We start from the raw sequence: 23322 nt of genomic DNA on the forward strand, positions 1-23322 counted from the left end.
AAAATGCGTGGCCTCATTGCAATGATTGCCGTAGCTCTCTTTATTGATTTTATTGTTTTATTTGGTTCTAATCTTAGTTGGGAACCCAAGTTAGTTATTGTTGGTATTTCAGCGTTAGGTCAGATTGTAGCTATTTGGAGCTGGCTACATATGAAACCACGGCCTCATAAGAGTCAGAAAGATAAGGGGAAGATTATTTTTGACTTGTCTGCAAAGCTTTACTCGATACTTATTTTTGCAGCTAGCATTTTTTATACAGTAGGGATTTGGCTTGCGACCCCAAGCGTAAGTTCTGGTATTAAAGAATGGATTTTGGGAATTGGCCTCGTTATTGAAGTGATTGTATTTGGTTTTTTCTGTTTGAAAAATGTCAAGGAAACTCCGGACGAACGCTTTTATGCTAATTTAGCCAAGGCAGCTAGCTTGATGTTTGTTTTTATACTAGGCGCACTGATGATCCTAGCAGTTATCATTGGGTATATGGGGTCTCTCACTCTTTACATGGGTCAGATATTTATTAGCATAGCTGCCTTGATTTTCATCTTTGCGGTTGTCTATTTTATCTTGGAACGGAGAGGATAAGTATGGCCAAAGAAAGCAATATTATTACTAATCTCAAATCTGTTCGTGAGTCCACAGACATGACCCAGCAAGAGTTAGCCGACCTCATCGGCATGCGACGCGAGACAATTCTTCACTTGGAAAATAACCGCTACAATCCTTCGCTGGAAATGGCTCTTAAAATTGCTCAAGTTTTTGATTTGAAAGTAGAAGACCTCTTTGAACTCAGACAGAAAGAGGAAACATAATTCTTTTCGAGACCTAGCATTAAGTTCAATGATTAATTAGAAATTGAGCCAAAAGAAAAATCCTTTGAAAATGTTCTCTTTTAAAATATAGTAATTCTTATGGCATTGATATCCCAAAACATTTAGATACGCTTGTTGAAAAAGGCTATGCTCTTGTTGAAACTGCCTTTGATTCGCTGGATCATCTAAATAGCACTATGAAAAAGAATATCCTTAAAAATAAGGGGGTTACTGGACTTTCTAAAATGAAGGCTGCCGACTTGAATCAAGCCCTTCATGACCATTTTTCAGAAGAGGAATTAGCTAGTCTCTTTTCGATTCGCGGTTATAAACTAACTCCAAAAGGAGAACAGGCTCTCAAGGACCATCAGGCAATCATTGACCGCCATCCAAAGAAGAATCTTTAATCAACCAAGTCAGGTTGATTTTTTTGTAAATCATTTAAAACACTTATAAAACATTACAATTATTGACAATCACTTACGAAAGAGGTATATTAGTATTAAAAGAGGGAATTCATATGTACCAAGAACAACGATTAGAAGAAATCATTAAACTTTTAGAGGATAGAGGAAGTCTATCAGCAAAAGAAATGGTTGACCATTTCCATGTTTCCAAAGATACCATCCGGAGAGATTTTGCTATTCTCGCAAAGGAGAAACGAGCAAAAAGAACTCATGGAGGTTTATTGCCAATCCAAAAGCAAAGGATTCTTGGTTATAAAGGTCGAGCAGGACAGTCTTCCAAAGAAAAAGAGAAAATTGCTCATTTAGCTACCCAACTTATTTCTGATTCACAATTAATTTTCTATGATGTTTCAACAACTGTACTTGAGTTAGCAAAAATAACAGATAAAAAAGTTACTATTTTTAGCCATTCATTGGATAATGCACTGGTCTTAGGAGAAAATGAAAATGTCGATTTTCACATTATCGGTGGACGATTTCATAAAAAGAATCGTTTCTATTACTCATTAGAAGAATCCGAATCTTTGAATAGAATTAAATTTGACTTAGCATTTTTTGGTGCAGCTAGTCTTTCAGACGGACAAGTTAGTTTTGAAGATCAAGAAGATGTTCTAATGAAAAAAAGAGCATTTAAAACCAGTAAAATTCGCGTCTTGTTAGCTGAAACCAGCAAGATAAACAAACACTCTCATTATATTCTTTCCGAACTTACTGATTTTGATTATTGGATTACAGACAAAGAACCCGACATAGAAATTCAACAATCTTTAGATGGTAAAACAACTATTCTATTTTAAAAAGGAGAAACATATGTCAGTAATAAAGTTAATCATGAGTGATATCGATGGTACCATTTTAGACCAAAATCACCAATTAGACTCTCATTTACTAGAGCTTATGCCACTTTTGAAACAAAGTGAAATTCCTTTTGTTCTAGCTTCTGCTCGCTCTCCTCTTGGTATAGCTCCAATTTCGAAAGAACTTGGAATCACAGATTTTCCAATTGCAAGTTATAATGGTGCTCTCATTGGTACAGGAGATAAAATTCTGAGTCAGCATACTATTAATAAAAAAGAATTACTCTTACTACATGATTTTTTAACAAAAGAATTTCCGACAGTTTCAATTAATGTTTATTCTGGAAAATATTGGTACGTAAATACTTTAGATAAATGGGTAGAAATTGAAGCACAGATTACTGGAGAGAGCCCCAAAGTTACTTCACTAGCAGATTTTCTTCAGGAAGAAAAGAATCTTATTCATAAACTTTTACTAATAGATAACGCAGCTACTATCCAGAAACTTAAAGAGACATTAGCAACCATGGATTTCCCTCAAACTGACTTTTACCTCTCGAAGGATAACTATCTTGAAGTCACACATAATCAAGTCTCAAAAAAACAAGCTCTGTTAGAATTAGCCAACTATTATCAACTATCACTCACTGAAATTATGAGTATTGGAGATAATTATAACGACATTCCAATGATTGAGACCGCTGGACTTGGTGTTGCAATGGGAAATGCTCCTACAGATGTTAAAGTATGTGCAAATAAAGTAACAGATTCTAATGATCAAAATGGGGTAAGTAAGGCCATAAAATTGTATGTACTATCGGAATGATCACAATTGAATATTTGAAATCCACTTTCAATTAGGGTACAATGGTAGAAATGATTTTTGAAAGGATTACCATGAAAAAAATAGCAACACTTCTATTAATCTCAACTTTTGCCCTTGCTGGATGTAGCAGAATCCAACGTAGTCTGCGAGGGGATGACTATGTAGATTCTAGCTTGGCTGCTGAAGAAAGTTCCAAAGCAGCTGCCCAATCTGCCAAGGATCTCAAAGACGCCTTGACAAATGAGAATGCTAACTTCCCACAACTCTCTAAGGAAGTTGCTGAAGACGAAGCTGAAGTCATTCTCCACACCAGTCAAGGAGATATCCGCATCAAACTCTTTCCAAAGCTAGCTCCACTTGCGGTTGAAAATTTCCTAACTCACGCAAAAGAAGGCTACTACAATGGCGTTACCTTCCACCGAGTGATCGATGGCTTCATGGTCCAGACTGGTGATCCAAAAGGGGATGGTACTGGTGGTGAATCCATCTGGCATGATAAGGACAAGACTAAAGACCAGGGAACTGGTTTCAAGAGCGAAATCTCTCCTTACCTCTATAACATTCGTGGTTCTCTCTCTATGGCCAATACTGGTCAACCAAATTCAAATGGTAGCCAGTTCTTCATCAACCAAAATACGACAGACATTTCTGCCAAACTTCCTACAAGTAGTTATCCAAAGAAAATTATCGAAGCCTACAAAGAAGGTGGAAATCCTAGTCTAGACGGTAAGCACCCTGTCTTTGGTCAAGTCATCGACGGTATGGATGTTGTGGACAAGATTGCCAAGGCTGAAAAAGACGAAAAAGACAAACCAACCACTGCTATCACTATCGACAGCATTGAAATTGTTAAGGACTACGATTTCAGTAAAAAATAGGATGACCCTAAAATAAGGAGATGTGAAAATGATTTTATTCTGGGGTTCGAAAGGTTACCAAAAGGTCTTAGGACATACTCAAACCACTATCGAGTGTGGTCACTGTAACAATACCGACACTTGGGAAATTTCAGAAACTGGACGTAAGTTTACCCTTTACTGGATTCCACTCTTTCCTTACGGAAAAACTTATTTCGTCTCTTGCCCGATTTGTCACTACGGGAAAGAAATCCAAAAATCTGATATTGAGACCTATTTGAATTACTAGTCAAAAAGCCAAGTCACCCAGACTTGGCTTTTTTATGACTATTTATGTCAGCTGATTGAAGTCCCAGATTTGATCCATCCAGCCTTCGTAAAAGTCTGGTTCGTGACAAACCATGAGGATAGAACCCTTGTATTCTTTCAGAGCACGTTTGAGTTCGTCCTTGGCATCCACATCCAAGTGGTTGGTAGGTTCGTCAAGAACAAGGACATTATTCTCGCGGTTCATCAAGAGACAGAAACGAACCTTAGCTTGCTCTCCACCTGACAATACTTGGATTTGACTCTCGATATGTTTAGTCGTCAGACCACAACGAGCAAGGGCTGCACGGACTTCTGCTTGGTTAAGGGCTGGAAAGGCATTCCAAACTGCTTCCAGTGGTGTCTGACGATTGCCTCCTTCTACTTCCTGCTCAAAGTAGCCAAGTTCTAGGTAGTCACCACGCTCAACTTCCCCAGCAATAGGTGGAATAATCCCCAAAAGACTCTTCAAGAGGGTTGTTTTCCCGATACCATTGGCACCGATGATAGCAACCTTTTGATTGCGCTCAAAGGTGAGGTTTAAGGGTTTAGTAAGAGGACGATCATAACCAATCTGCAAGTCCTTAGCTTGGAAGATAAAGCGACCAGGTGTACGAGCTGTTTTGAATTCAAAGGATGGCTTTGGCTTTTCGCTTTGGAGTTCGATGATATCCATCTTGTCTAATTTCTTTTGGCGAGACATGGCCATGTTTCGTGTTGCAACACGCGCCTTGTTTCGAGCCACAAAATCCTTGAGATCCGCAATTTCTTTCTGTTGACGTTCATAGGCTGCTTCCAATTGCGATTTCTTCATGGCATAGACTTCTTGGAACTGGTAGTAATCTCCAGAGTAGCGTGTCAACTGCTGATTTTCTACATGATAGACGATATTGATAACGTCGTTGAGGAAAGGAATATCGTGTGAAATAAGAACAAAGGCATTCTCATAGTTCTGGAGATAGCGTTTGAGCCAGTCGATATGCTCAGCATCGAGATAGTTGGTTGGCTCATCCAGAAGCAAGATATCTGGCTTTTCAAGGAGGAGTTTCGCTAATAATACCTTGGTTCTTTGTCCACCTGACAAGGCTGTTACATCTGTATCCATCCCAAAGTCCATGACACCAAGGGCACGCGCTACCTCATCAATCTTGGCATCCAAGGTATAGAAGTCACGACTTTCCAAACGGTCTTGGAGTTCTCCAACTTCTTCCATCAATGCATCAATATCAGCGCCCTCTTCTGCCATTTCCATGTAGAGTTCATTGATACGTGCTTCGGCTTTGAATAATTCGTCAAAAGCTGTACGAAGAACGTCACGAACAGTTTGGCCTTCTTTAAGCACCGCATGCTGATCTAGGTAGCCAGCTGTCACATATTTAGACCATTCCACCTTACCTTCATCAGGTAACATTTTACCAGTCACGATGCTCATAAAGGTTGATTTTCCTTCACCATTGGCACCAACTAAGCCGATATGTTCACCTTTGAGGAGGCGGAAAGATACATCTTCAAAAATCGCACGGTCACCAAAACCGTGACTCAAATTTTTAACTTCTAAGATACTCATTTTAATTCCTTATCTTGTTTTTATGTAGTAGTTTATAGAGGAGCCAAGCTAGGTAGCCACCCAAGGTATTGGTCCACAAATCATCAATCTCAAAGACCCGATTAAAGTCCAAGAAAAAGTCTAAAACTAGTTGCGTGCATTCAATTCCCAAGCTCAATAAAAAGCTAAACAAAATCACTTTCTTAGTATTTCTTAGACCTGGCATGAGATAGAGAAGTTGGAAAATCAGTGGGAAGAGCAAGAGGATATTTAAGGCATTTTGCAAAAAAATCCAGAACAGTTGTAAAAGGCTTGTTACTTCTCCCAATTTCCACAAAGAGTTAAAAGGCGTCAAAAGAAAAACCAGGCGTCCAAAAGTTTGAATACCTGGAGTTTCCACTCCTGTAGGAAGTTGAGGCTGGGGAGTAAAACAAAAACAGACAATACAAAGACTGTATAAAAGCACTCCCAAGCTTAGTAATGTTTTTCGACTCATCTTATGGATTTACTTCAGCTACTGCTTTTTGGCGATCACGCTTCATAGTATTTGAACGCAATTGTCCACAAGCCGCATCGATATCTGTACCATGTTCCTGGCGAACGACACAGTTGACACCTTTTTTCTTGAGTGTATCATAGAAGGCCATAACACGCTCTTTAGGACTACGGCTATACTGGTCATGTTCACTAACTGGGTTGTAAGGAATCAAGTTGACATAAGACAATTTCTTGATATTCTTAAGCAATTCAGCCAACTCAAGTGCTTGTTCAACTCCATCGTTCACTTCATTGAGCATGATATATTCGAAAGTCACACGACGGTTGGTTGTTTCGATGTAATACTCAATAGCTGCAAAGAGTTTTTCAATTGGAAAGGCACGGTTAATCTTCATGATACTTGAACGAAGTTCATTATTTGGTGCATGAAGAGAAACAGCAAGGTTAACCTGAACACCTTCATTGGCAAAATCACGAATCTTGTGAGCCAAACCTGAAGTTGATACGGTGATATGGCGAGCACCGATAGCCATTCCCTTATCGTCATTGATGGTACGGATAAAGTTCAAGACATTATTGTAGTTATCAAAAGGTTCTCCAATACCCATAACAACGATATGGCTTACACGTTCATCTTGTCCACGTTCATCAAAATATTTTTGGACCAACATAATCTGTGCAACAATTTCTCCGTTATTGAGGTCACGTTGCTTCTTAATCAAACCTGATGCACAGAAGGTACAACCAATATTGCATCCTACCTGCGTGGTTACACAGACTGACAAACCATAGTGTTGACGCATCAGTACCGTCTCAATCAACATCCCGTCTGGTAACTCAAAGAGATACTTCACAGTACCATCGGCTGACTCTTGAACGATGCGTTGTTTCAAAGGATTGACTACAAATTGATCATTGAGTTTGGCAATCAAATCCTTAGATAAGTTGGTCATTTCTTCAAATGATTGGACACGTTTACGGTAAAGCCACTCCCAGATTTGGTCGGCACGGAATTTCTTTTCTCCCTGCTCCAAGACCCATTCTTGCATGCCTTGACGTGTTAAACTATAAATAGACGGTTTCATGTTTTCTCCTTATTCTCTAATCTTTCTGACGGATGACGAAATGACGGTGCCCCTTGTCTTCTTTCTGAGATTTCTGTTCTTTTGAACGGCGTCTATTTCTCTTATCCGTATGATTTCTTTTCTTACTTTGGGAAGTCTTTTTCCCTTTGCGAGTATCTTTTTCATCCTCTTTTTTGCGCATCTTTTGGTCAAAGGACGCCCGCTTAGGCGCTTCGTTTTCTAAGACAAAATAGGCACAACCATAGCTACAGTACTCTAGTAGATAATCCTGCAAGCGACTGATTTTTTCTAAAGACTCTTCAGCACGTTCATTCTTATAAAAACCTCGTAAGCGTAACTGTTCATTACTCCAGTCTCCTACGATATAGTCGAACTTGGTCAAAACTTCTGAAAAACGTTGAGTAAAAGCCGTTACATCAAAAGCATCCTTGCTATTTTCAACCAAGGTAAAGGCAAAACCCTCAGCCTCGACCCTAGATCCAGTCACACGAAACTCTGGACCAGGGAATTTATTGTAATTGTATAATTCAGGTGCAATCTCTTTACGCATAATTTTCCTTTTTCAACGATTTCTTAACACTCTATTTTACCATATTTTCGGGATATTTTCACCTTTAGTCTTAAAATGAAAAAAGTCTGACGATTTAAGAATCTATATCCAAAAACTCGACTTTCCTGGACAAGAAAAAACTGGGAAAACCCAGTTTTTAATTATTATAGATAAAGTAATTTAAAGAGCGCTACTGCTGCAATACCCGCTGCAATCGGTGCAACTACTGGTACCCAAGCATACCACCATTTTGAATCACCCTTGTGTTGACCAAGGATTGATTTTGGAAGGAAGGCATGAAGGAGACGTGGTCCAAAGTCACGAGCTGGGTTCAAACCAGGTCCTGTAGGTCCACCAAGAGAAGTCACCAAGGCCATTACTAGGAAACCAAGTGCCAAGTGAGCAACTGAAAGTCCTGAAGCTGTATGAGGCGCTACTTGAGCTTTAATTGCCAAATCAGAGAAGTCAACATTTTGACCAGCTTGAGTTGCCATTTGTTTCATGTATTGGAGAACTTCAGCACCAAAGAAGTTCTTTGTCAAACCAAGTGCTGCAAAGAAGAGAACGAATGAACCAACAAACTCGTTGATAAAACCGTTAACTGTTGCTGCAAAGCGTGATTCTTTTGTTCCGTGGTCGATACTTGAAATTGTTGAGAAAGTTCCCAAGATATTGTTTGCTTTTTCAGTTTGCAAGTAGTAAGGACGGTGAGTTGCAACAACCAAGGCTTGTCCGAAGATTGCTCCCAAGACTTGTGCAACGATGTATGGTGCTACTTGTGCCCAAGGGAAAAGTCCGCTAACTGCTAGACCAAGAGTGAAGGCTGGGTTGATGTGGTTACCAGAAACATTACCAAACATCAAGGCAGGGATCATAACCCCCATACCGTAACCAACAGCGATAACGAGCCAGCCACTTTGGTGACCTTTCGTACCTTTAAGTTCAACGTTGGCAACTGCACCATTTCCCAAGATAATCAAGATGGCTGTTCCCAAAAATTCAGTGGCATATTTGACTGCCCATGCGAAATCCATTGATAGATTCTCCTTAATATTTTTTAGACAATCCCTATTCTATCAATTTTTAAGCCTTTTAGCAACAGATTTTCTAAAAGAATCCTGCGGGAAAACGCTTTTATTTCAAGTCTACAAAAAAGACCTAACAAAGAGAGTTTGTTAAGTCAAAATTTTAATTATTCTTGACGCTGACCAAAGTCCTTAATCATCTGATCCATTTCTTCACGACTTGGTGTCGTTAGCATATAGAGAAAGTCTCCTTGCAATTCAGCAAAGGCTGCAGGCATGATTTTCTTAACCTTAAATTGCTGACCATATTTAGCGAGCAAGTCTTCTTCTGAATAAACATAGTTGGCATTGGCACGACGAGATGTTGCCAAACAGTATAGAGGCTCGAATTGAGAAGCTGGGAATGGTTCACCCGCAACGATCGCTGCATAGCCCTTGTACAAATCAAAAGAATGGGCATAGTTATAAACATCAATGGTGAAGCCACCCGCTGGACGGTTATTGTACTCAATGGCAATATAATCATCACCTTCACGGAAGAACTCGATATGGAAGAAACGTTCTTTCATGCCAAATTCCTTGACAATAGCCTCACCATATTTACGCAATTTTGGATCCATATCTTTGAGAACATAGTAGGAATTGTCCATCTTATAAATCATAAGATCGAGGGGTGTATGGGCATAGTCAAAGGTCGTAGAAAAGACGATATTTCCATCTCTATCTACCAAACCATCAAAGGTACAGATTTCACTAGAGGTGACAAATTTTTCAAAGAAATAAACGGTTGAGTGGTCCCATTCAGCCTTAAAGTGATTGACATCATCTTCTGTTTCAAGCTTGAATGTTGCCGCTGCTCCAACTCCATTGTCAGGTTTGGCAATCATGGGAAGTCCAATTTCTTTTACTGCCTTATCCACATCTTCTTCTGTTTCAATAACAGCACCTGGCACAACGGGAACTCCAGCTTTCTTGAAGAGTTTTTTCATTTCAGACTTGAACTTAGTCTTCTTGAGGTCTTCTGGTTTGGCACCAAAAACATTAAACTGTTCACGAAGGGCAGCATCCAACTCTAGCCAGTATTCATTGTGTGATTCGATGCGGTCAATTGGACCATGTTTATAAAAAAGAAAGGCGACTGCACGTTTCACTTCATCAATATTTTCAAGATTATCAACACGGAAATACTCAGTCAAGCTATTACGCAATGGTTCATCTAGTTGTTCGTAGGGTTCTTGCCCAATCCCTAGAACGGTGATTCCTTTATTGGCTAGTTCAATACTAAACTGTTGGAAATTTTGTGGGTAATAGGGTGAAATTACAAGATAATTCATAAGCGACTCCTTTTATAGACTCATGTGACCGAGGAAATATGGCATTTGTTTACGCCACCACTCCCAATCGTGGGCGACATCGTGTCCCCATTCAGCAAACCAGGCAGGAACTTGTTTTTGATCGAAGGCTTCTTTTAACTTGTAGTAAGAAGGTAGGCCATCATGTTCCCAAGCACCTAGCCCTGTACAGACCACAATTTCAGCTTGACGGTAACGGTCGATAAACCAACCATCATTTTGATTCCAAATGTAGTCTACTGGTGAATTTTGATAGATGGCATCGTCATTGTAGTAATCACCGACAAAGAAACGTGCATCGTAGACACCACTAAGAGCAATTACTTTGGTGAAGACATCCGGATGTTGCAAGAAGAAGTTGAGAGCATGGTAAGCTCCCATAGAGCAACCTGTCGTCATCATGCCATCGAACCAGCCCGTCTTATGCTTGATAAAAGGAATAGCTTCTTCAATAACGTATCGCTCATAAGAACGGTGCATTTCAGCTTGGTCATGACCGTTTTTCCATGTCGCAAGCCAGCTCTCGCTATCAACACTTGAAAGTGTAAAGAACTGAACACGGCCCTCCTCAATAAAGGATGCACATGCATCAATCATGCCAAAATCATAGTATTCATTGTGGCTACCACCTGAGGACGCAAAGACAACAACTGGGATACCTGCGTGTCCGTAACGATTGACGTACATTTCACGATTTAGATAACCACTCCAGTGGCTAAGATGTTCAATATTCATATCCTGTCTCCTTTATACGATTTACCAATTTTCTGCAAAAAAACGTAGACAAGCTGGAAGATTTTCTGACCATGGCACTTCATGGTGAATGGCTCCAGCCTGAACCTTGAGTGAGAGATTTTCCAACTGCACTCCTCCCGCTATCAAATCATGATAATAGCGAAGGGAAGAGTCGATATAGGCCTGCTTAATATTGCCAGCCATGAGGGTCTTGTCTGTATCATCAGCTTCTTCCGTTCCAACATAGATAAAAATTCGTTGGTCAGGTAAGAGTTTTTTACGCTCGATATAGCGATCAAAGGCCTCTTGGTGAAGCCAGTTAGCTGATGAGAAAACTCCCAAGCACCCAATCTGATCTTGATACTCCAAGCCGATAAACTGGGTAATATTGCCACCAAGTGAAGATCCTATCATAGCAGTGTGTTTACGGTCTGCTTTTGTCCGATAGTTTTCATCGATAAAAGGCTTAACCACTTCCATGACAAATTCTGCGTACTCGACTCCCTTACCACCAAATTGTTGGCCAGGAATATTAGACTCTTGGAATTTCCAAGCTGCATACTCATTCATCCGTTCAAGACCATCATTGTCAATAGCCACAACAATCATACGGCTGATATCTGGATTTCGCTTGATAGCAGGAATAATCTTCCAGGAATGTCCAACGTAAGATTCCTTACTATAAAAGACATTTTGTCCATCATGGAAATACACCACAGGATAACTTCTATCCGTGTCTTTTTCATAGTTTTTTGGGAGGAGAACACGTACCCGTCGCTCCTTACCTGTGTAGGGAACCACTAATTTATGCTCTCGCATTTTCAAGTAAAAATAAGATTGATTCATTGTCAGAAAACTCTCTATATTCAAAATTTTATCTAATTATATCATAAAAATAGAAAAAAAGTCAGTTTCCGTCCAAATTTAAGACAATAAACTAACTTTTTTTACTTATTTCATCTTTTCCTCTGGTTTTTCTGATTAAAGGAGGTCATCGATCAACTCATCGACTGCATCCTTCTCAGCTTGAGGTGTAATTTCAGTAATCATAATTCCTGCTACTGCACGTTCAACCAAACCTTCGACATCCATTCGCGCTTCATACTGCTCCGCATTCTTAATCTTTGGATTTGTCTTCGGACGATCAGGCGCAAAAATGGTACAGCAGTCTTCAAAGGGTTGGATAGAGATTTCAAAGGTATCAATTTCCTGAGCAATATCAATGATTTCTAGCTTGTCCATAGTTACAACTGGACGGATAATTGGGGTATTGGTCACCGCGTTGATAGCCTGCATACTTTCAAGAGTTTGGCTTGCTACCTGACCAAGGCTTTCCCCATTGATGATAACCAAGCCATTTCGTACCTCACGGATACGGTCAGTAATCCGCATCATAAAGCGACGAGTCAGTGTCATCAGGTAGGCTTCTGGAGCTTTAGCTTTAATTTCTTCTTGAATCTCAGTAAAAGGCACTTCGATAAACTGGATATTCCCACCAAATTTGGTCAATTTACGGGTCAAATCCTGCGCTTTCTTGAGGGCACCTGGACTTGTATATGGTGGACTCGCAAAGTGAACAGCCTCGATATCCACTCCACGTTTTAGAGCTAGATAACCAGCAACAGGAGAGTCAATCCCTCCTGACAACATGAGCATACCTTTGCCAGAAGTTCCGACAGGCAAACCACCTGCACCACGAATGGTTTCATATGAAAGGTAGGCTGCTTCTTCACGAATCTCCACTTGCAGATTGATATCAGGATTTTTCATTTGTGCTTGCACATTTGGAATGGCTTCAAATACTGCTCCACCAAGTGTCTGGTTGAGTTCACGACTGTCTAACTCAAAGTTGTGGTCACTACGCTTGCTTGAGATTTTAAAGGTCATCCCTTCCTTATAGATGTCTTTCATAATCTCTTGAACAGCAGACTTAAGAACTTCTACGGATTTTTCAACCTTATATACTGGAGAAAAGTTTTGAATCCCGAAAACTTGCTTGAGTGACTCTGCCACCAGTTCATAATCTGCCCCATTCAGATAAGCATGGGCACGATCGCGGTCTGCTGTCACTTTAACTTGAGGATAGATGGATAAAACGTCTGAGATATTATTACGTAGTTTATTGATGAAACGCATACGGTTTTTACCTTTGGTTGAAAGCTCACCATAGCGAATCATTATTTCTGAATACTGCATGAATGCTCCTATCTTACTTTTTTAGTTTGATTGTAGATTAATTTTAGTTTAGTCAAAAATTGCTCAACTTGACTCATATCATTTTCTAGGTCTAGACTTAGACGAACTGCTGACTGGGCCTTATCCTTTTCAATGCCCATGGCAATCAGGGTACCAGCAGGTTTTCCAGCCTTGGACGAACAAGCAGAGGTTGTAGAGATGAAAATATCATAGTCTTCAAAGGAATGAACAATGACTTCCCCACGAACACCCTTAATCCCAAAGGTCAGAATATGAGAGGCAAAATCTTCCTCACCTGAGAAGACAAAAATATCTGGATAGTCAAGAAGAGCTTGACGGATGACCTCTTTCATCTGACTTGTTTTGCTAGCAAATAAGTCCAATCTCTCCATAGCCAAACGTAGGGCCTTGGCAGTCGCAGCAATTCCTGCTACATTCTCAGTTGTGGAACGATAATCGCGCTCTTGGCCACCACCAGTTAAAAGCGGTGTAATTTTCTTACCAGACTTGATATAAACAAAGCCAACACCACGAACTCCATGGAACTTATGACTGGAGAAGGTTGCGAAATCTACTCGATCAGTCAGATACTTTTCTGTTGGTATTTTTGCCAAAGCCTGAACGGCATCTACATGGAAAGAAATGGTTGGTTTATCCGCTAAAAGTTCTGAAATAGCTTGGATGGGCTGGATGGAGCCGATTTCATTGTTGACTGCCATAACAGAGACTAGCGTTGTATCAGGACGAAGTAGATTTTCTAAAGCAGTTACATCTACAAATCCTTTTTCATCAACTGGTGCAAAATCCACTTCAAAACCTTGAGTCTTGAGCCAAAGAGCTGACTCCTTGACTGCTGGGTGCTCAATAGCTGACACAATAATGTGTTTACCAAATTGCGCTTTTTCAAATGCAACCCCTTTGATAACCCAGTTGTCTCCTTCAGTCCCACCAGAAGTAAAGAAGATTTCTTCGCTTTTCTTGCCAATCAAATCTGCAATCTGCTGTCGAGAAGCTTCTAAAATTCTGCTAGATTGGTCTCCCAAACGATGGAGACTTGAAGGATTTCCTATAATCTTTGAAGCAACCTGCATATAAGTCTCTAAGGCTTCAGGGTATGGCTTGGTCGTTGCCGAATTATCAAAGTAAATCATGGTTTCTCACGCTTTCTAAAATCACTCCTTCTATTGTATCACGAAACAGTTCAGGCGACAAGAAAGGCAATTCAGGTTCATTTAAGTTTTTTTTAAAGATTTTCGGTATAATGATTTTTAGTAAAGGAGAGATATTATGTCTAATTATCGTAGAACATCAAAACCTAAAACGGAACACATCAAAAAAGGATTTACTGTTTTTCAAAAAACGATTGCTACTATCGGTAGTATTCTGGGGCTGATTACTGCAAGCATCACCATTATGAATGCTATGAATAACAACAACAATAATAACTCTAAAAAAGAAACTACGACAACCCAGACAACTGTCATAAAAGAGATTCAAAAGGAATCCCCTCAAGAGAACACTACTCCAAACAAGGATAATACTTCTACAAAAGAAAACACACAAGAAGAAACAACAAGTCAATCTAGTAGCAGTGAAGAAAGCAAGAAAGAAGAGACTAGCAGTAAACAAGAACAACCGACTGTTCCTTCTTCTAGCACTCAAACAACAGATACAAAAACGTCTACTACTAATGGAGCTTCCTAAAAGAACTATCTAACAGCCAGTGATTGAATCGCTGGTTTTCTTCATGATTCATTATCAATCCCATAAAAAAGCGAACAAGACCAGATTCTGTTTATCAGAAAACTAGTTTTGTCCGCTTTTTATAATCGAGATTAGTCTCTTGATCCAATCTCTATGACTTGGATGCTATAACATCATCTTATTCGTCGTCTTTTTTCTTTCCCATAGCAAAGAGACCAAGAAGTGCTCCTACAACACCAATAGCTGCAAGGCCAGCATTTTCTTTAGTACCTGTCTCTGGGAGCTTGTATGGATGACTTGCAGGTGCTTGGTATGTCTTATCTTGTGACATAGCAAGAGCTACAAGAGACTGCTCATCTGTGTATTCTGGAATTTCATGGATTGCTCCTTCTGTCCCATTGACACCACCTGTGAATTCTGGACCTACTTCTTGAACAGTTGCTGCTTCACCATTCACTCCACCAGTAAACTCTGGGACTTCATGAACAGCTGCTTCGACACCATTCACCCCACCAGTATATTCTGGGACTTCATGAACAGCTGCTTCAGTGCCATTTACACCACCTGTGAATTCTGGGACTTCTACTACTGGTGCTGGAATCTTGTCTGCTTCTACCGTAGCTTCAGTATACTCTGGAACTTCATGGATAGCCGCTTCGACACCATTGACGCCACCTGTGAATTCTGGGACTTCTACTACTGGTGCTGCTTCTTCACCTGCTGTGCCAATAGCTTCAGTATACTCTGGAACTTCATGGATAGCCGCTTCGACACCATTGACGCCGCCTGTGAATTCTGGGACTTCTACTACTGGTGCTGGTTCGTCCCCCTTACTTGTAGTTAAAGCTGGTTTCTCCGGTTCTTCTGGAAGCTCTTGGTGGAAGGTCGTCATTTCGTAAAACTCAGGTTTGCCACCTTCCCAAACAACTTTGACATCTAACAATGGCGCTTTTTCTCTCACTGCAAATGTTTGGAAGCTTGAGGTAATTGCTCCTAGATCTGTCCAAGCTCCGTCTCTATCTGCTTTCAAAGTACGAGCAAGCACACGTGCAGTAACTCCTTGAGGAATACTTGAAACAAGTCGGATATGATTTGCGTCTGTTGGTTCTGACAAGTGGTAGACAAGCTCACCTTGTTCTTTCTCAGCCTTGTAGCTTGTCAATACTTTGCCATCTACGAGGTTCGTGTAAAGGTTGCCTTGGCTTTCACCGCTGTTTCCTTCTACAGTTGGGTCATTGATTGGTTTCACGAATTCGCCATCATTGATAACTAACTCAGTGAAGCCTACAAAACGAGCATCATATTCTGCTGTAAATAGAACACGGAGATAGTTAGCTTTAACTGGGCTTGAAAGTTCACCCTCGATATAGCGATTTCCTGGCATCTTAGAATCATGTGTCCAGCCATCTGTCAAGGAGTCATCACGTGTTTCATTAGCAACACCGTCACCAACTGTCACAACATCCGTCCAAGTCTTGCCATCTTGACTGACTTGAATCTTACCATCACGGAGATAGTTTTGAGTGCCGTCTTGGATGTAAGCTCTAATCTTCTTAATATCACGTTCGCTACCAAGTTTCAAGGTAATATGACCGTCTTTACGAGCATAGTCTGAGAACTCTACAAAGTTATTGTAGACACCGTCAAACAACTGATCCAAGTTCTTGATCTTACGAACGTCATTTCGACCGTATGTTGGGTGGATTCCCATTGATGTAGAATCAAGTGTGGTTGGCTGAACTTCTTTTGTCTGAACAAGTAGAGAAGTTGCTGTCACTGCTTGTTCTTGGTCAGTCTTATTAATCAAACGAACATAACGTACCAAGGACTTATCTGTCACTTGATCAGCTGGATACCATTCTTGGGCATTTGGAGAGTATTCCAAGTTAAGGGATGGATTTTCTGTACCAAGTGCTTGAATACTTTCAGCTTGGTGCAGACGATCAAGTTTCATACCCAAGTAGCTATTAGCTGGAAGCTTAGTTCCGCTTGGAATTTGAAGGTCATAACGGCCTAGGCTGTCATAAACTGGAGTTGACTTCAAGCTTTCAACGTTTGTATCAGTCAATTCGCTATTTCCTGCACGTGTTTCAACTGAGAAGTCAGCGATACGCCACCATAGGTTGATGTTCTTAGTATTGCGAACACGAACGTAGCGAGCTGAAATTGGAGTTTCGATTTCTTTTGTTTGTTCGCCAGTCAAGCGATCCAACTCTTGCCATGAGCTACCATCTGCAGAATATTCAAGAACACCTTCTGCCAATTTATCTCCTGATCCTTGAACCAAACGAACCTTGGTCACAGGTTTAACTTCACCCAAGTCAAGTTGTACCCAACCATTGACTGGAGTTGTGTCTGTTCTATCAGCATTTGCAAGCATGGCTTCAGTATTATCACGTCCATCTGTAATCTGTCCAACTGTTGTGTTGTACTTGTACATAAGATTTGGACTGATTGTCACAGTAGCTGTCTGTTTGTTACGAACAACCTCTACAGGGCGGTTCACAGCAATTTCTCTTACCGCAAACCAAGTATTTCCACGATCTGAAGTCGCAATCATACGAACAGCTTTGGCGTTGATGTTGAGGTTTTCAAACTTAAGCAGAGGTTCATTACCAGTGTAGCTTGGTTCTGAAAGGGTTACCCACTCATCATTTTCATTGAGATACTCAACCTTGGCGTTGTTGAAGGTATCACGAGGATTTGCTTGAGTTCCCATTGCAAAGGTCAAGTTCTGAACTGAAACAGCCTTATTAAATTTCAAGCCAATGTAGTCACCAGTTTGAATGCTATTTGGTGACTTGATAAGGGCATGTGTTCCTAAATCTCCATCAGTGACTTCAGCAAGTCCACCTTCGACACCTGTACGGTTTGTGATAAAGGTACTAATGACTTGGTCAGGATGCAAGGCTTTTTGAACTTCTGTTGCAAGGATTTCACGAAGTCCAAGCAAGAATGGACGGATATGTTGAACACCCAACTCAGCTCTCTCATCATGATCGACATAGTGGAAGGTATAAGTTTGTGATTGTTCGTAGAGTTTCAAGCCCTTATAGTAACTATCCCAAAGCTTTGCAGAATCGTTCTTTTCGATAGCTTCTGTACCTTCAAGAAGAGCACTCAAAGCATCCATTTGGTCGATGGTATTATCCAACCAGTAGTGGATTTGAGCACGCATCTTTTCATCACCAGATGCTTTATAAAGTTGAGCTGCTGCTTTTAGTTTAGCAAATTCTGCACGCAAGCCTTCACGCTCTGCACCGACATCTTGACCAGCTTTTAGCTTAGTCATAAAGGCATCTAATTTCGGTGCAAGTTCAACAGACTCTTCCAATTTCACAACACGACCATCCATGTTTTGGTTGATCATATGTTTACCAAGCTCACGGAAGGCAAGAGATGTTTCACTATCTGTAAACTTACCGTTTTCAACAAAGTTGAAGGCGATGTCATTCACTCTCTTAGCTTCTTCTTCTGATTTCCATTGTTTCCATGCATATTGGGCTGCTGAGAAGAGGGCAATCTTAGAAGGCTCAGATTGTTGCATTGGGTTCAACATGATACCTGAAAGGAGACTTGGATCTACATTTGGATGAAGGAATTTCTCACCGCCACCCAAAATCAAGTGTTGTTTAGAGTTATCTGTAACAGGCCAGTTTACCCATAGAGAAACTGGTCGGTAGGTCTTACCTCCTGCAGTCAGGTTGTTCTTAAGGTTAGAGAGGAAGCTTTCAGACACTTCACCCCAAATCTTACCACCAGTAAGGGTCATAGAAGTTGAAGTTGGAAGGTTTTCGTTGAGTGATTTCAACTCATCTTCACGTCCATTACCCCAATACTGACCTGGAACAAAGATCATTTCCTTACGAAGACCAACATAAGTTGCTTGTTTTTCAGTCAACCAGTCTGTCATGTCCTTCATCAAGCGGTTGTAGCTATTGTAGCCACCAACTGGACTTGGAGCGTCATCAGCTAGGATACCGAACTCACGAACACCGACATCCATCAATTGAGTGAATTTAGCTTTAATAGTTTCAAGGTCTTTTTGGTAGTCAGCATCGTTGCCAAAACGGATACGGTTGTTCATGAATGGGTGGATGGTCCACACATAACGAGTCTTGTTTTGGTTTCCGACACGCGCTAATTCACGAATTTCAGCTAATTTTTCTTCTGGATAAAGTTCACGCCATTTCTTGTTGTGGTATGGATCATCTTTTGGTGCAAAGAAGTATTGCGTCAACTTCAAGTCACCACCATAACGCATCAACTCAGCACGATCAGCATTGCTCCAAGGGTTACCATAGTATCCTTCGATAAAGCCACGGTTCTTAATTTCAGCGAAGTCTTCAACTGTTACATTACGCAAGACTGGAGCTTCACTTTCATTAAGCATGTGTTTGAGAGTTGTCAAACCGTAGAAGACAGCATCTGTATCCTTACCGACGATAGAGATTGTATTGTTCTTGATAGACAAGGCATAGGCATCAATCTTATCAAAGAGTCCTTGAGAAATTCCAGACACTTCTTTTTCAGCCTGCGAATTTTGACCATGAACCCCAAGGTAGATATTGGTAGCACCTGCCACTGCTGTTTGACTGCTTGTGTAAGAGATTTGATGATCTTGTAGGACACTCTTCAAGCGGTTACGAGTATAGATATCTAATTGATCGCCCATGACAAGATTGACTTGTTTATGGAGTTTCGTAACACCTTCATCGTAAGTTACTTTTTGTGGTGTTGGGAAGACCTTGTACTCTTTCTTGAGATAATCCTGACTTTGTGCTGCTGCGGCAACTGCTTCGTCACTTGTAGGTTTCGTAGCTACAAAGCTATCAGCAAGCTCAGTTGTACCATCGCCCATTTCTTCAACTTTAGGTTTTTCAGGAGTTTCAGGTTTTTCTGGTGTCACAGGTTTCTCTGGACTAACTGGCTCTTCCACCTTGTTAGTAGAAACTGGTTTCAGAAGTTGAATTTCTGCAGCACTACCAAATCCTGCGGCACCAGCTAGAACTTTAAATTCTACCTTATCCGTTTCAATGGCATCAAAGTTAACTGTTTTCTCTTTGGCATTGTTTTCCCAATTTCCTGAAGCAACTTTAACCATTTGACCATCTTTTTGAGCATAGATTTCATAAGATGTCACAACACCGTTGCCTCCACCTGGACGTGGAAGATAAGTCAAACCATTTACTTTTTCACTTGCTTTCAAGTTCATTGCAACAGTGAATGGAGCCTGATCTCCAAACCATTTTGAATGCCAGAAGGTATTTGGATCATTGTCGAAGGCTTTTTCTACTGGACCTTCAGTATTGGTTCCTGGCAATTCCTGACTTGTTGCAGAAACTGTAAATTTATCATTTGAAATCAAACGTGGATTTACAAATGGTTCATTTGACAACTCAGCACTATGCAAGATTCCTTTGAAGCCACCGATTGTTTCAAGAGGTAGAACCAAACTATTATGAGCAAAGCGAGGGTAAGCTGGATTTGCAATACGTTCAACTTTTTCACCATCTACATAAACTTCTGTTACTTGAGGTTTGGTTACAACAGAAATTTGATAACGTTTGTTCTTTTCAAGTTTTTTGTTAAATTGGATATGGAATTGTTCAAATTTATAAGCGAGGTAGCCATCCTTATCCGCAAGATAAAGTTGGTTGTCTCCGCTAGTTGAGAAGGTTTGTTGACCATCACCAGTTACAGTAACATCCAATTTCAAGACATGACTTGGACCGACATCACCAACAAGTCCTTCGATAGTGCTATCTTTTTCGAAGTTCAAACCTGCTTCAGTCTTCTGTACTTTCTTTGCAAGATAATCTTTGATGGTTTCTGGATTGATCTTGAACAAATCTTCTTCAGCTACGGTCTTATCTGGATTAGATTGCGGTGCATAAACACTTGTTGGCAAGGTGCGCTCTGCAAAAGTCTTGCCTGCACGATCAGATCCCCAAGTACGTTCTGCAGTAGTCTGCATACTCTTGAAGAAACGTTTAAAGATATCGTAAGAAGTGAGCCCAGTTTCATGGAGGTCAATGTTATCATTCCATACTGCATGACCACCACCAAGGATATTTGGATTAGAGGCTTCTAGACGTGGTCCTCCACCTGTTGAGAAGTCATTTGGTGTCCAGCGATTGTATTGAGTTTCATAGTTGGCATAATCTCCATATCCACCTTGACTGTTGCTTCCACTTGGAACACTATAGGTTGGAATATCTGTGATATTGATAATCTTAGCACCTTGAGCAATTGCAGCCGCTGGACGTTGCCAATGGATACTCCAAATATCGACTTCTACATCTTTCCAATCGACCGGCGTAGTTCCTTGTTTGGCACTGAGGGAACCCCAAATACGCGGTGTCAAACCTTTGCCTTTGATGTACTGGATCATATCATTGACATAGCGACGATAGCTTTCTGGATTTCCATAGTACTCATCTGTACCGATATGAACAGTAGAAACGCCATGAAGCGGTGCATCTTCACCATCGAGCAATTTATCATAGACTGATTTGACAAAAGCGAGCGTTTCTTCGTACTTGTTATCCAAGTCCAACATAGCTACACGTTCTACATTGTGTTTTCTCGCACTAAGTTGACCCTTGTACATCAAGTCTGGACGGACCTTAACAAATGAAAGGGCGTGGCCTGGTGTGTCAATTTCAGGAACAAGGTTGATATGCAAAGCTTTAGCTAACTTGATAATTTCTTGCATCTCTTCCTTGGTGTAATGTTCTTTTGATGTTAATTTTTCACCATTTTCACCGACAACATCAGTTTCTACACGGAAGCCTGTCTTAGCATTTTTAAGAACATAGTCTAGTTCTTCTTGAGGAGTAAGATTTTTCCCTGCTAAATGATCTTTTAAGAAGATATAGTTATCATTCAAGTGCAACTGCAAGTCGTTCATCTTGTAGTAGGCCATGTTGAGCATGATATCTACAAGCGTATCATAAGGGATAAACTTACGACCTGTATCTAGCATAAAGCCACGGTGACTAAAGCTTGGGAAGTCACGGATTTCTCCGTTTTGCAAATCATTTTCCCCCATTTGAAGAAGGGTACGTGTAGCATAAAATGCTCCTGCATTGGTCGCAGCTTCTACAGTGATAACTCCATCTTTAACAGTGATACCATAGCCTTCTTTGCCATAGCCCTTATCTTCAACCTTCTTAAATTCGATCCGTTTTTGAGCTGTTTGATCACCTGTAGCGATTTCTAGCCCACGACTTTCAAGGTCAGTCTGATAGAATTTAGCTTCCTTGTCAAATCCAGAATCTCCAACTGAAATAACGGTATCAGCTGTAATAGAAGTTTTACCTTCAGTTCCATACCATTGTTGGACTGCTGGTGCAACCGCTGGTTTAGTTCCAACACCTTCATCAGCATGCAATCCTTTAATAAGGACTTCAAATTCTTTTGTGAAGGTATGAGTATCCTTGACTTGTTGGACCATGACCTTAACAGTTTGGTCTGTTAAGGGTTTGTAGATTTTGTTATTAAGATCAACAACACCTTGTTTGTTGCTACCAATCAAGCTGACTTGACCTGGTAATTTAGGCAAGACAAGTGATTTCCCATCTTCAGCAACAGCTAATTCTGTCACTTGGCGAATATCTGTTGGTTTGCTAGCGTCTGGAATGTTTGAGTAAGCTCGAATTTCTTGAATCCCAACATTTTTCCAGTTCATTGTACCTGCTTGATAATCTGTAATTTCAAGTTTAAGGTATTTGGCTTGGATAGCTTCTTTCAAGTCAATTTTTTCATCAAGAAGAGGATTTCCTGTTCTTTGATAGGCCAACTTCCATTCTTTAACTCCTGATCCATTCACATCATCCTGACCAGCGTAATAGAGGTTCCATGATTTGATATTTGGATCATTTTGTTCACCACGAACGCGGCGGTCCCAATCAATCTCCACATGCTTAATCACTGTTGTCTTTTCAAGTGTAAATTCGATGGTTGGTTTCTCAACGTTTTGGTCAGTAGCCCAGCGAGTGTCAGGTTTTCCGTCTATCGCCTTTTCTGCTGTGTATTGTGTGTTGGCTTCATGGTTTGATGCTGTAGCAGAAGCTTTTTCTAAATGATTGACATCTGGTGTATCTTCTATATCTTTAGTCGCAGGACTTGCAGCTGGTTTCGCCTCAGAAGCTGCTTCCTCTTTAGGATTTGTAGTTGGTTTTGAAGCTACTTCTTCCTTAGGAGCAGGAGTTTCAGTTGGTTTTGGAGTAGTTGTTTCAGCTGCAGTTGCTCCAGTTTCTGACCCTGCAGGTTGTTCATCTACAGTTCCAGCACTTGCTTCTGCTTTTTCAATAGCTGCTGCTATATCTGCTGGCAGTTTATCCAGAGGCTGAGCTTGTGTTACCGTACCTTCTGTCTCTGCAGGTCCTTCTGTTTCAGCAGCCTGAACTGCACCAGCACCAAAAATGCTAGCACCAATCATAACAGAAGCTGCGCCGATTGTAAATTTACGTATACTGTAATGACACCGTTTCTCAAAAAAATGTTTTCCCATTTTTTCCTATTTCCTTTCATACGCTCACAAGGAGTAAGCGCTCTCATTCCC

General features: G+C 40.6%; 19 protein-coding genes. 8 read left to right on the forward strand and 11 right to left on the reverse strand.

Annotated elements, in window-relative coordinates; translation table 11 throughout:
* The 7 genes from E7C97_RS03545 to E7C97_RS03575 all read left to right on the forward strand — a co-directional run.
* On the forward strand, positions 1-582 hold a 582-nt coding region (locus E7C97_RS03545; protein ID WP_398581208.1), incomplete at its 5' end, for a DUF3796 domain-containing protein.
* Positions 583-584: 2 nt separating this feature from the next.
* Positions 585-809, forward strand: coding sequence for a helix-turn-helix transcriptional regulator (locus E7C97_RS03550; protein WP_049502995.1), 225 nt, complete (start codon positions 585-587; stop codon positions 807-809).
* A 197-nt stretch (positions 810-1006) separates the two neighbouring features.
* Positions 1007-1216, forward strand: coding sequence for a hypothetical protein (locus E7C97_RS03555; RefSeq protein ID WP_316108172.1), 210 nt, complete (start codon positions 1007-1009; stop codon positions 1214-1216).
* 113 nt (positions 1217-1329) lie between these two features.
* A complete protein-coding gene (locus E7C97_RS03560) occupies positions 1330-2073 on the forward strand; it encodes a DeoR/GlpR family DNA-binding transcription regulator (RefSeq protein WP_316108173.1) in 744 nt (247 codons plus the stop codon).
* Between the two features lie 13 nt (positions 2074-2086).
* The gene (locus E7C97_RS03565) at positions 2087-2899 is read left to right on the forward strand and encodes a Cof-type HAD-IIB family hydrolase (RefSeq protein ID WP_070460893.1); all 813 of its coding nucleotides are present in this window, start codon (positions 2087-2089) and stop codon (positions 2897-2899) included.
* 71 nt (positions 2900-2970) lie between these two features.
* Entirely contained in the window at positions 2971-3777 is an 807-nt protein-coding gene (locus E7C97_RS03570) for a peptidylprolyl isomerase (protein ID WP_316108174.1), read from the forward strand.
* Positions 3778-3805: 28 nt separating this feature from the next.
* Positions 3806-4045 (forward strand): zinc-ribbon domain-containing protein, encoded by a 240-nt coding sequence (locus E7C97_RS03575; protein ID WP_080979303.1) that lies wholly within the window; start codon positions 3806-3808, stop codon positions 4043-4045.
* A gap of 42 nt (positions 4046-4087) precedes the next feature.
* On the opposite strand, the gene abc-f is transcribed toward E7C97_RS03575, so the two are convergent.
* From abc-f to E7C97_RS03625, 10 genes are all read right to left on the reverse strand, one after another.
* The gene (gene abc-f, locus E7C97_RS03580; RefSeq protein WP_045763786.1) at positions 4088-5629 is read right to left on the reverse strand and encodes a ribosomal protection-like ABC-F family protein; all 1542 of its coding nucleotides are present in this window, start codon (positions 5627-5629) and stop codon (positions 4088-4090) included.
* A 1-nt stretch (position 5630) separates the two neighbouring features.
* Entirely contained in the window at positions 5631-6104 is a 474-nt protein-coding gene (locus E7C97_RS03585; protein ID WP_316108175.1) for a VanZ family protein, read from the reverse strand.
* A 1-nt stretch (position 6105) separates the two neighbouring features.
* Positions 6106-7191 carry a 23S rRNA (adenine(2503)-C(2))-methyltransferase RlmN gene (rlmN, locus tag E7C97_RS03590; protein WP_049503002.1) on the reverse strand — a complete coding sequence of 362 codons (1086 nt, stop codon included), beginning with the start codon at positions 7189-7191 and terminating at the stop codon, positions 6106-6108.
* A 16-nt stretch (positions 7192-7207) separates the two neighbouring features.
* Complete coding sequence (locus E7C97_RS03595; RefSeq protein WP_316108176.1) at positions 7208-7741, reverse strand: YutD family protein; 534 nt, start codon at positions 7739-7741, stop codon at positions 7208-7210.
* A 164-nt stretch (positions 7742-7905) separates the two neighbouring features.
* Positions 7906-8775: an aquaglyceroporin Gla gene (gla, locus tag E7C97_RS03600; RefSeq protein WP_316108177.1), complete on the reverse strand. Its 870-nt coding sequence runs from the start codon at positions 8773-8775 to the stop codon at positions 7906-7908.
* 158 nt (positions 8776-8933) lie between these two features.
* Entirely contained in the window at positions 8934-10100 is a 1167-nt protein-coding gene (locus tag E7C97_RS03605) for an ATP-grasp domain-containing protein (protein WP_316108178.1), read from the reverse strand.
* Between the two features lie 12 nt (positions 10101-10112).
* Positions 10113-10853: an alpha/beta hydrolase-fold protein gene (locus E7C97_RS03610; protein ID WP_316108179.1), complete on the reverse strand. Its 741-nt coding sequence runs from the start codon at positions 10851-10853 to the stop codon at positions 10113-10115.
* Between the two features lie 21 nt (positions 10854-10874).
* On the reverse strand, positions 10875-11699 hold the full coding sequence (locus tag E7C97_RS03615) for an alpha/beta hydrolase (protein ID WP_316108180.1): 825 nt from the start codon (positions 11697-11699) through the stop codon (positions 10875-10877).
* Between the two features lie 135 nt (positions 11700-11834).
* Entirely contained in the window at positions 11835-13049 is a 1215-nt protein-coding gene (gene thiI, locus E7C97_RS03620; RefSeq protein WP_316108181.1) for a tRNA uracil 4-sulfurtransferase ThiI, read from the reverse strand.
* Between the two features lie 8 nt (positions 13050-13057).
* A complete protein-coding gene (locus E7C97_RS03625; protein ID WP_316108182.1) occupies positions 13058-14200 on the reverse strand; it encodes a cysteine desulfurase family protein in 1143 nt (380 codons plus the stop codon).
* 136 nt (positions 14201-14336) lie between these two features.
* On the opposite strand from E7C97_RS03625, the gene E7C97_RS03630 reads away from it, so the two are divergent.
* Positions 14337-14753 (forward strand): DUF6556 family protein, encoded by a 417-nt coding sequence (locus E7C97_RS03630; RefSeq protein WP_075227214.1) that lies wholly within the window; start codon positions 14337-14339, stop codon positions 14751-14753.
* A gap of 178 nt (positions 14754-14931) precedes the next feature.
* Here E7C97_RS03630 and E7C97_RS03635 read toward each other — a convergent pair whose 3' ends face one another.
* Entirely contained in the window at positions 14932-23271 is an 8340-nt protein-coding gene (locus E7C97_RS03635) for an SIALI-17 repeat-containing surface protein (RefSeq protein WP_316108183.1), read from the reverse strand.
* Positions 23272-23322 lie beyond the last annotated feature (51 nt).

Source organism: Streptococcus sp. (genome assembly GCF_032481935.1).
In the GTDB taxonomy this organism is placed as follows: Bacteria; Bacillota; Bacilli; order Lactobacillales; family Streptococcaceae; genus Streptococcus.

Excerpts from the sequence above, each read along its gene's own strand:
- E7C97_RS03550 (WP_049502995.1), top strand. The coding sequence starts at position 585 with ATGGCCAAAGAAAGCAATATTATTACTAATCTCAAATCTGTTCGTGAG.
- E7C97_RS03555 (WP_316108172.1), top strand. The coding sequence starts at position 1,007 with ATGAAAAAGAATATCCTTAAAAATAAGGGGGTTACTGGACTTTCTAAA.
- E7C97_RS03560 (WP_316108173.1), top strand. The coding sequence starts at position 1,330 with ATGTACCAAGAACAACGATTAGAAGAAATCATTAAACTTTTAGAGGAT.
- E7C97_RS03565 (WP_070460893.1), top strand. The coding sequence starts at position 2,087 with ATGTCAGTAATAAAGTTAATCATGAGTGATATCGATGGTACCATTTTA.
- E7C97_RS03570 (WP_316108174.1), top strand. The coding sequence starts at position 2,971 with ATGAAAAAAATAGCAACACTTCTATTAATCTCAACTTTTGCCCTTGCT.
- E7C97_RS03575 (WP_080979303.1), top strand. The coding sequence starts at position 3,806 with ATGATTTTATTCTGGGGTTCGAAAGGTTACCAAAAGGTCTTAGGACAT.
- abc-f (WP_045763786.1), bottom strand. The coding sequence starts at position 5,629 with ATGAGTATCTTAGAAGTTAAAAATTTGAGTCACGGTTTTGGTGACCGT.
- E7C97_RS03585 (WP_316108175.1), bottom strand. The coding sequence starts at position 6,104 with ATGAGTCGAAAAACATTACTAAGCTTGGGAGTGCTTTTATACAGTCTT.
- rlmN (WP_049503002.1), bottom strand. The coding sequence starts at position 7,191 with ATGAAACCGTCTATTTATAGTTTAACACGTCAAGGCATGCAAGAATGG.
- E7C97_RS03595 (WP_316108176.1), bottom strand. The coding sequence starts at position 7,741 with ATGCGTAAAGAGATTGCACCTGAATTATACAATTACAATAAATTCCCT.
- gla (WP_316108177.1), bottom strand. The coding sequence starts at position 8,775 with ATGGATTTCGCATGGGCAGTCAAATATGCCACTGAATTTTTGGGAACA.
- E7C97_RS03605 (WP_316108178.1), bottom strand. The coding sequence starts at position 10,100 with ATGAATTATCTTGTAATTTCACCCTATTACCCACAAAATTTCCAACAG.
- E7C97_RS03610 (WP_316108179.1), bottom strand. The coding sequence starts at position 10,853 with ATGAATATTGAACATCTTAGCCACTGGAGTGGTTATCTAAATCGTGAA.
- E7C97_RS03615 (WP_316108180.1), bottom strand. The coding sequence starts at position 11,699 with ATGAATCAATCTTATTTTTACTTGAAAATGCGAGAGCATAAATTAGTG.
- thiI (WP_316108181.1), bottom strand. The coding sequence starts at position 13,049 with ATGCAGTATTCAGAAATAATGATTCGCTATGGTGAGCTTTCAACCAAA.
- E7C97_RS03625 (WP_316108182.1), bottom strand. The coding sequence starts at position 14,200 with ATGATTTACTTTGATAATTCGGCAACGACCAAGCCATACCCTGAAGCC.
- E7C97_RS03630 (WP_075227214.1), top strand. The coding sequence starts at position 14,337 with ATGTCTAATTATCGTAGAACATCAAAACCTAAAACGGAACACATCAAA.
- E7C97_RS03635 (WP_316108183.1), bottom strand. The coding sequence starts at position 23,271 with ATGGGAAAACATTTTTTTGAGAAACGGTGTCATTACAGTATACGTAAA.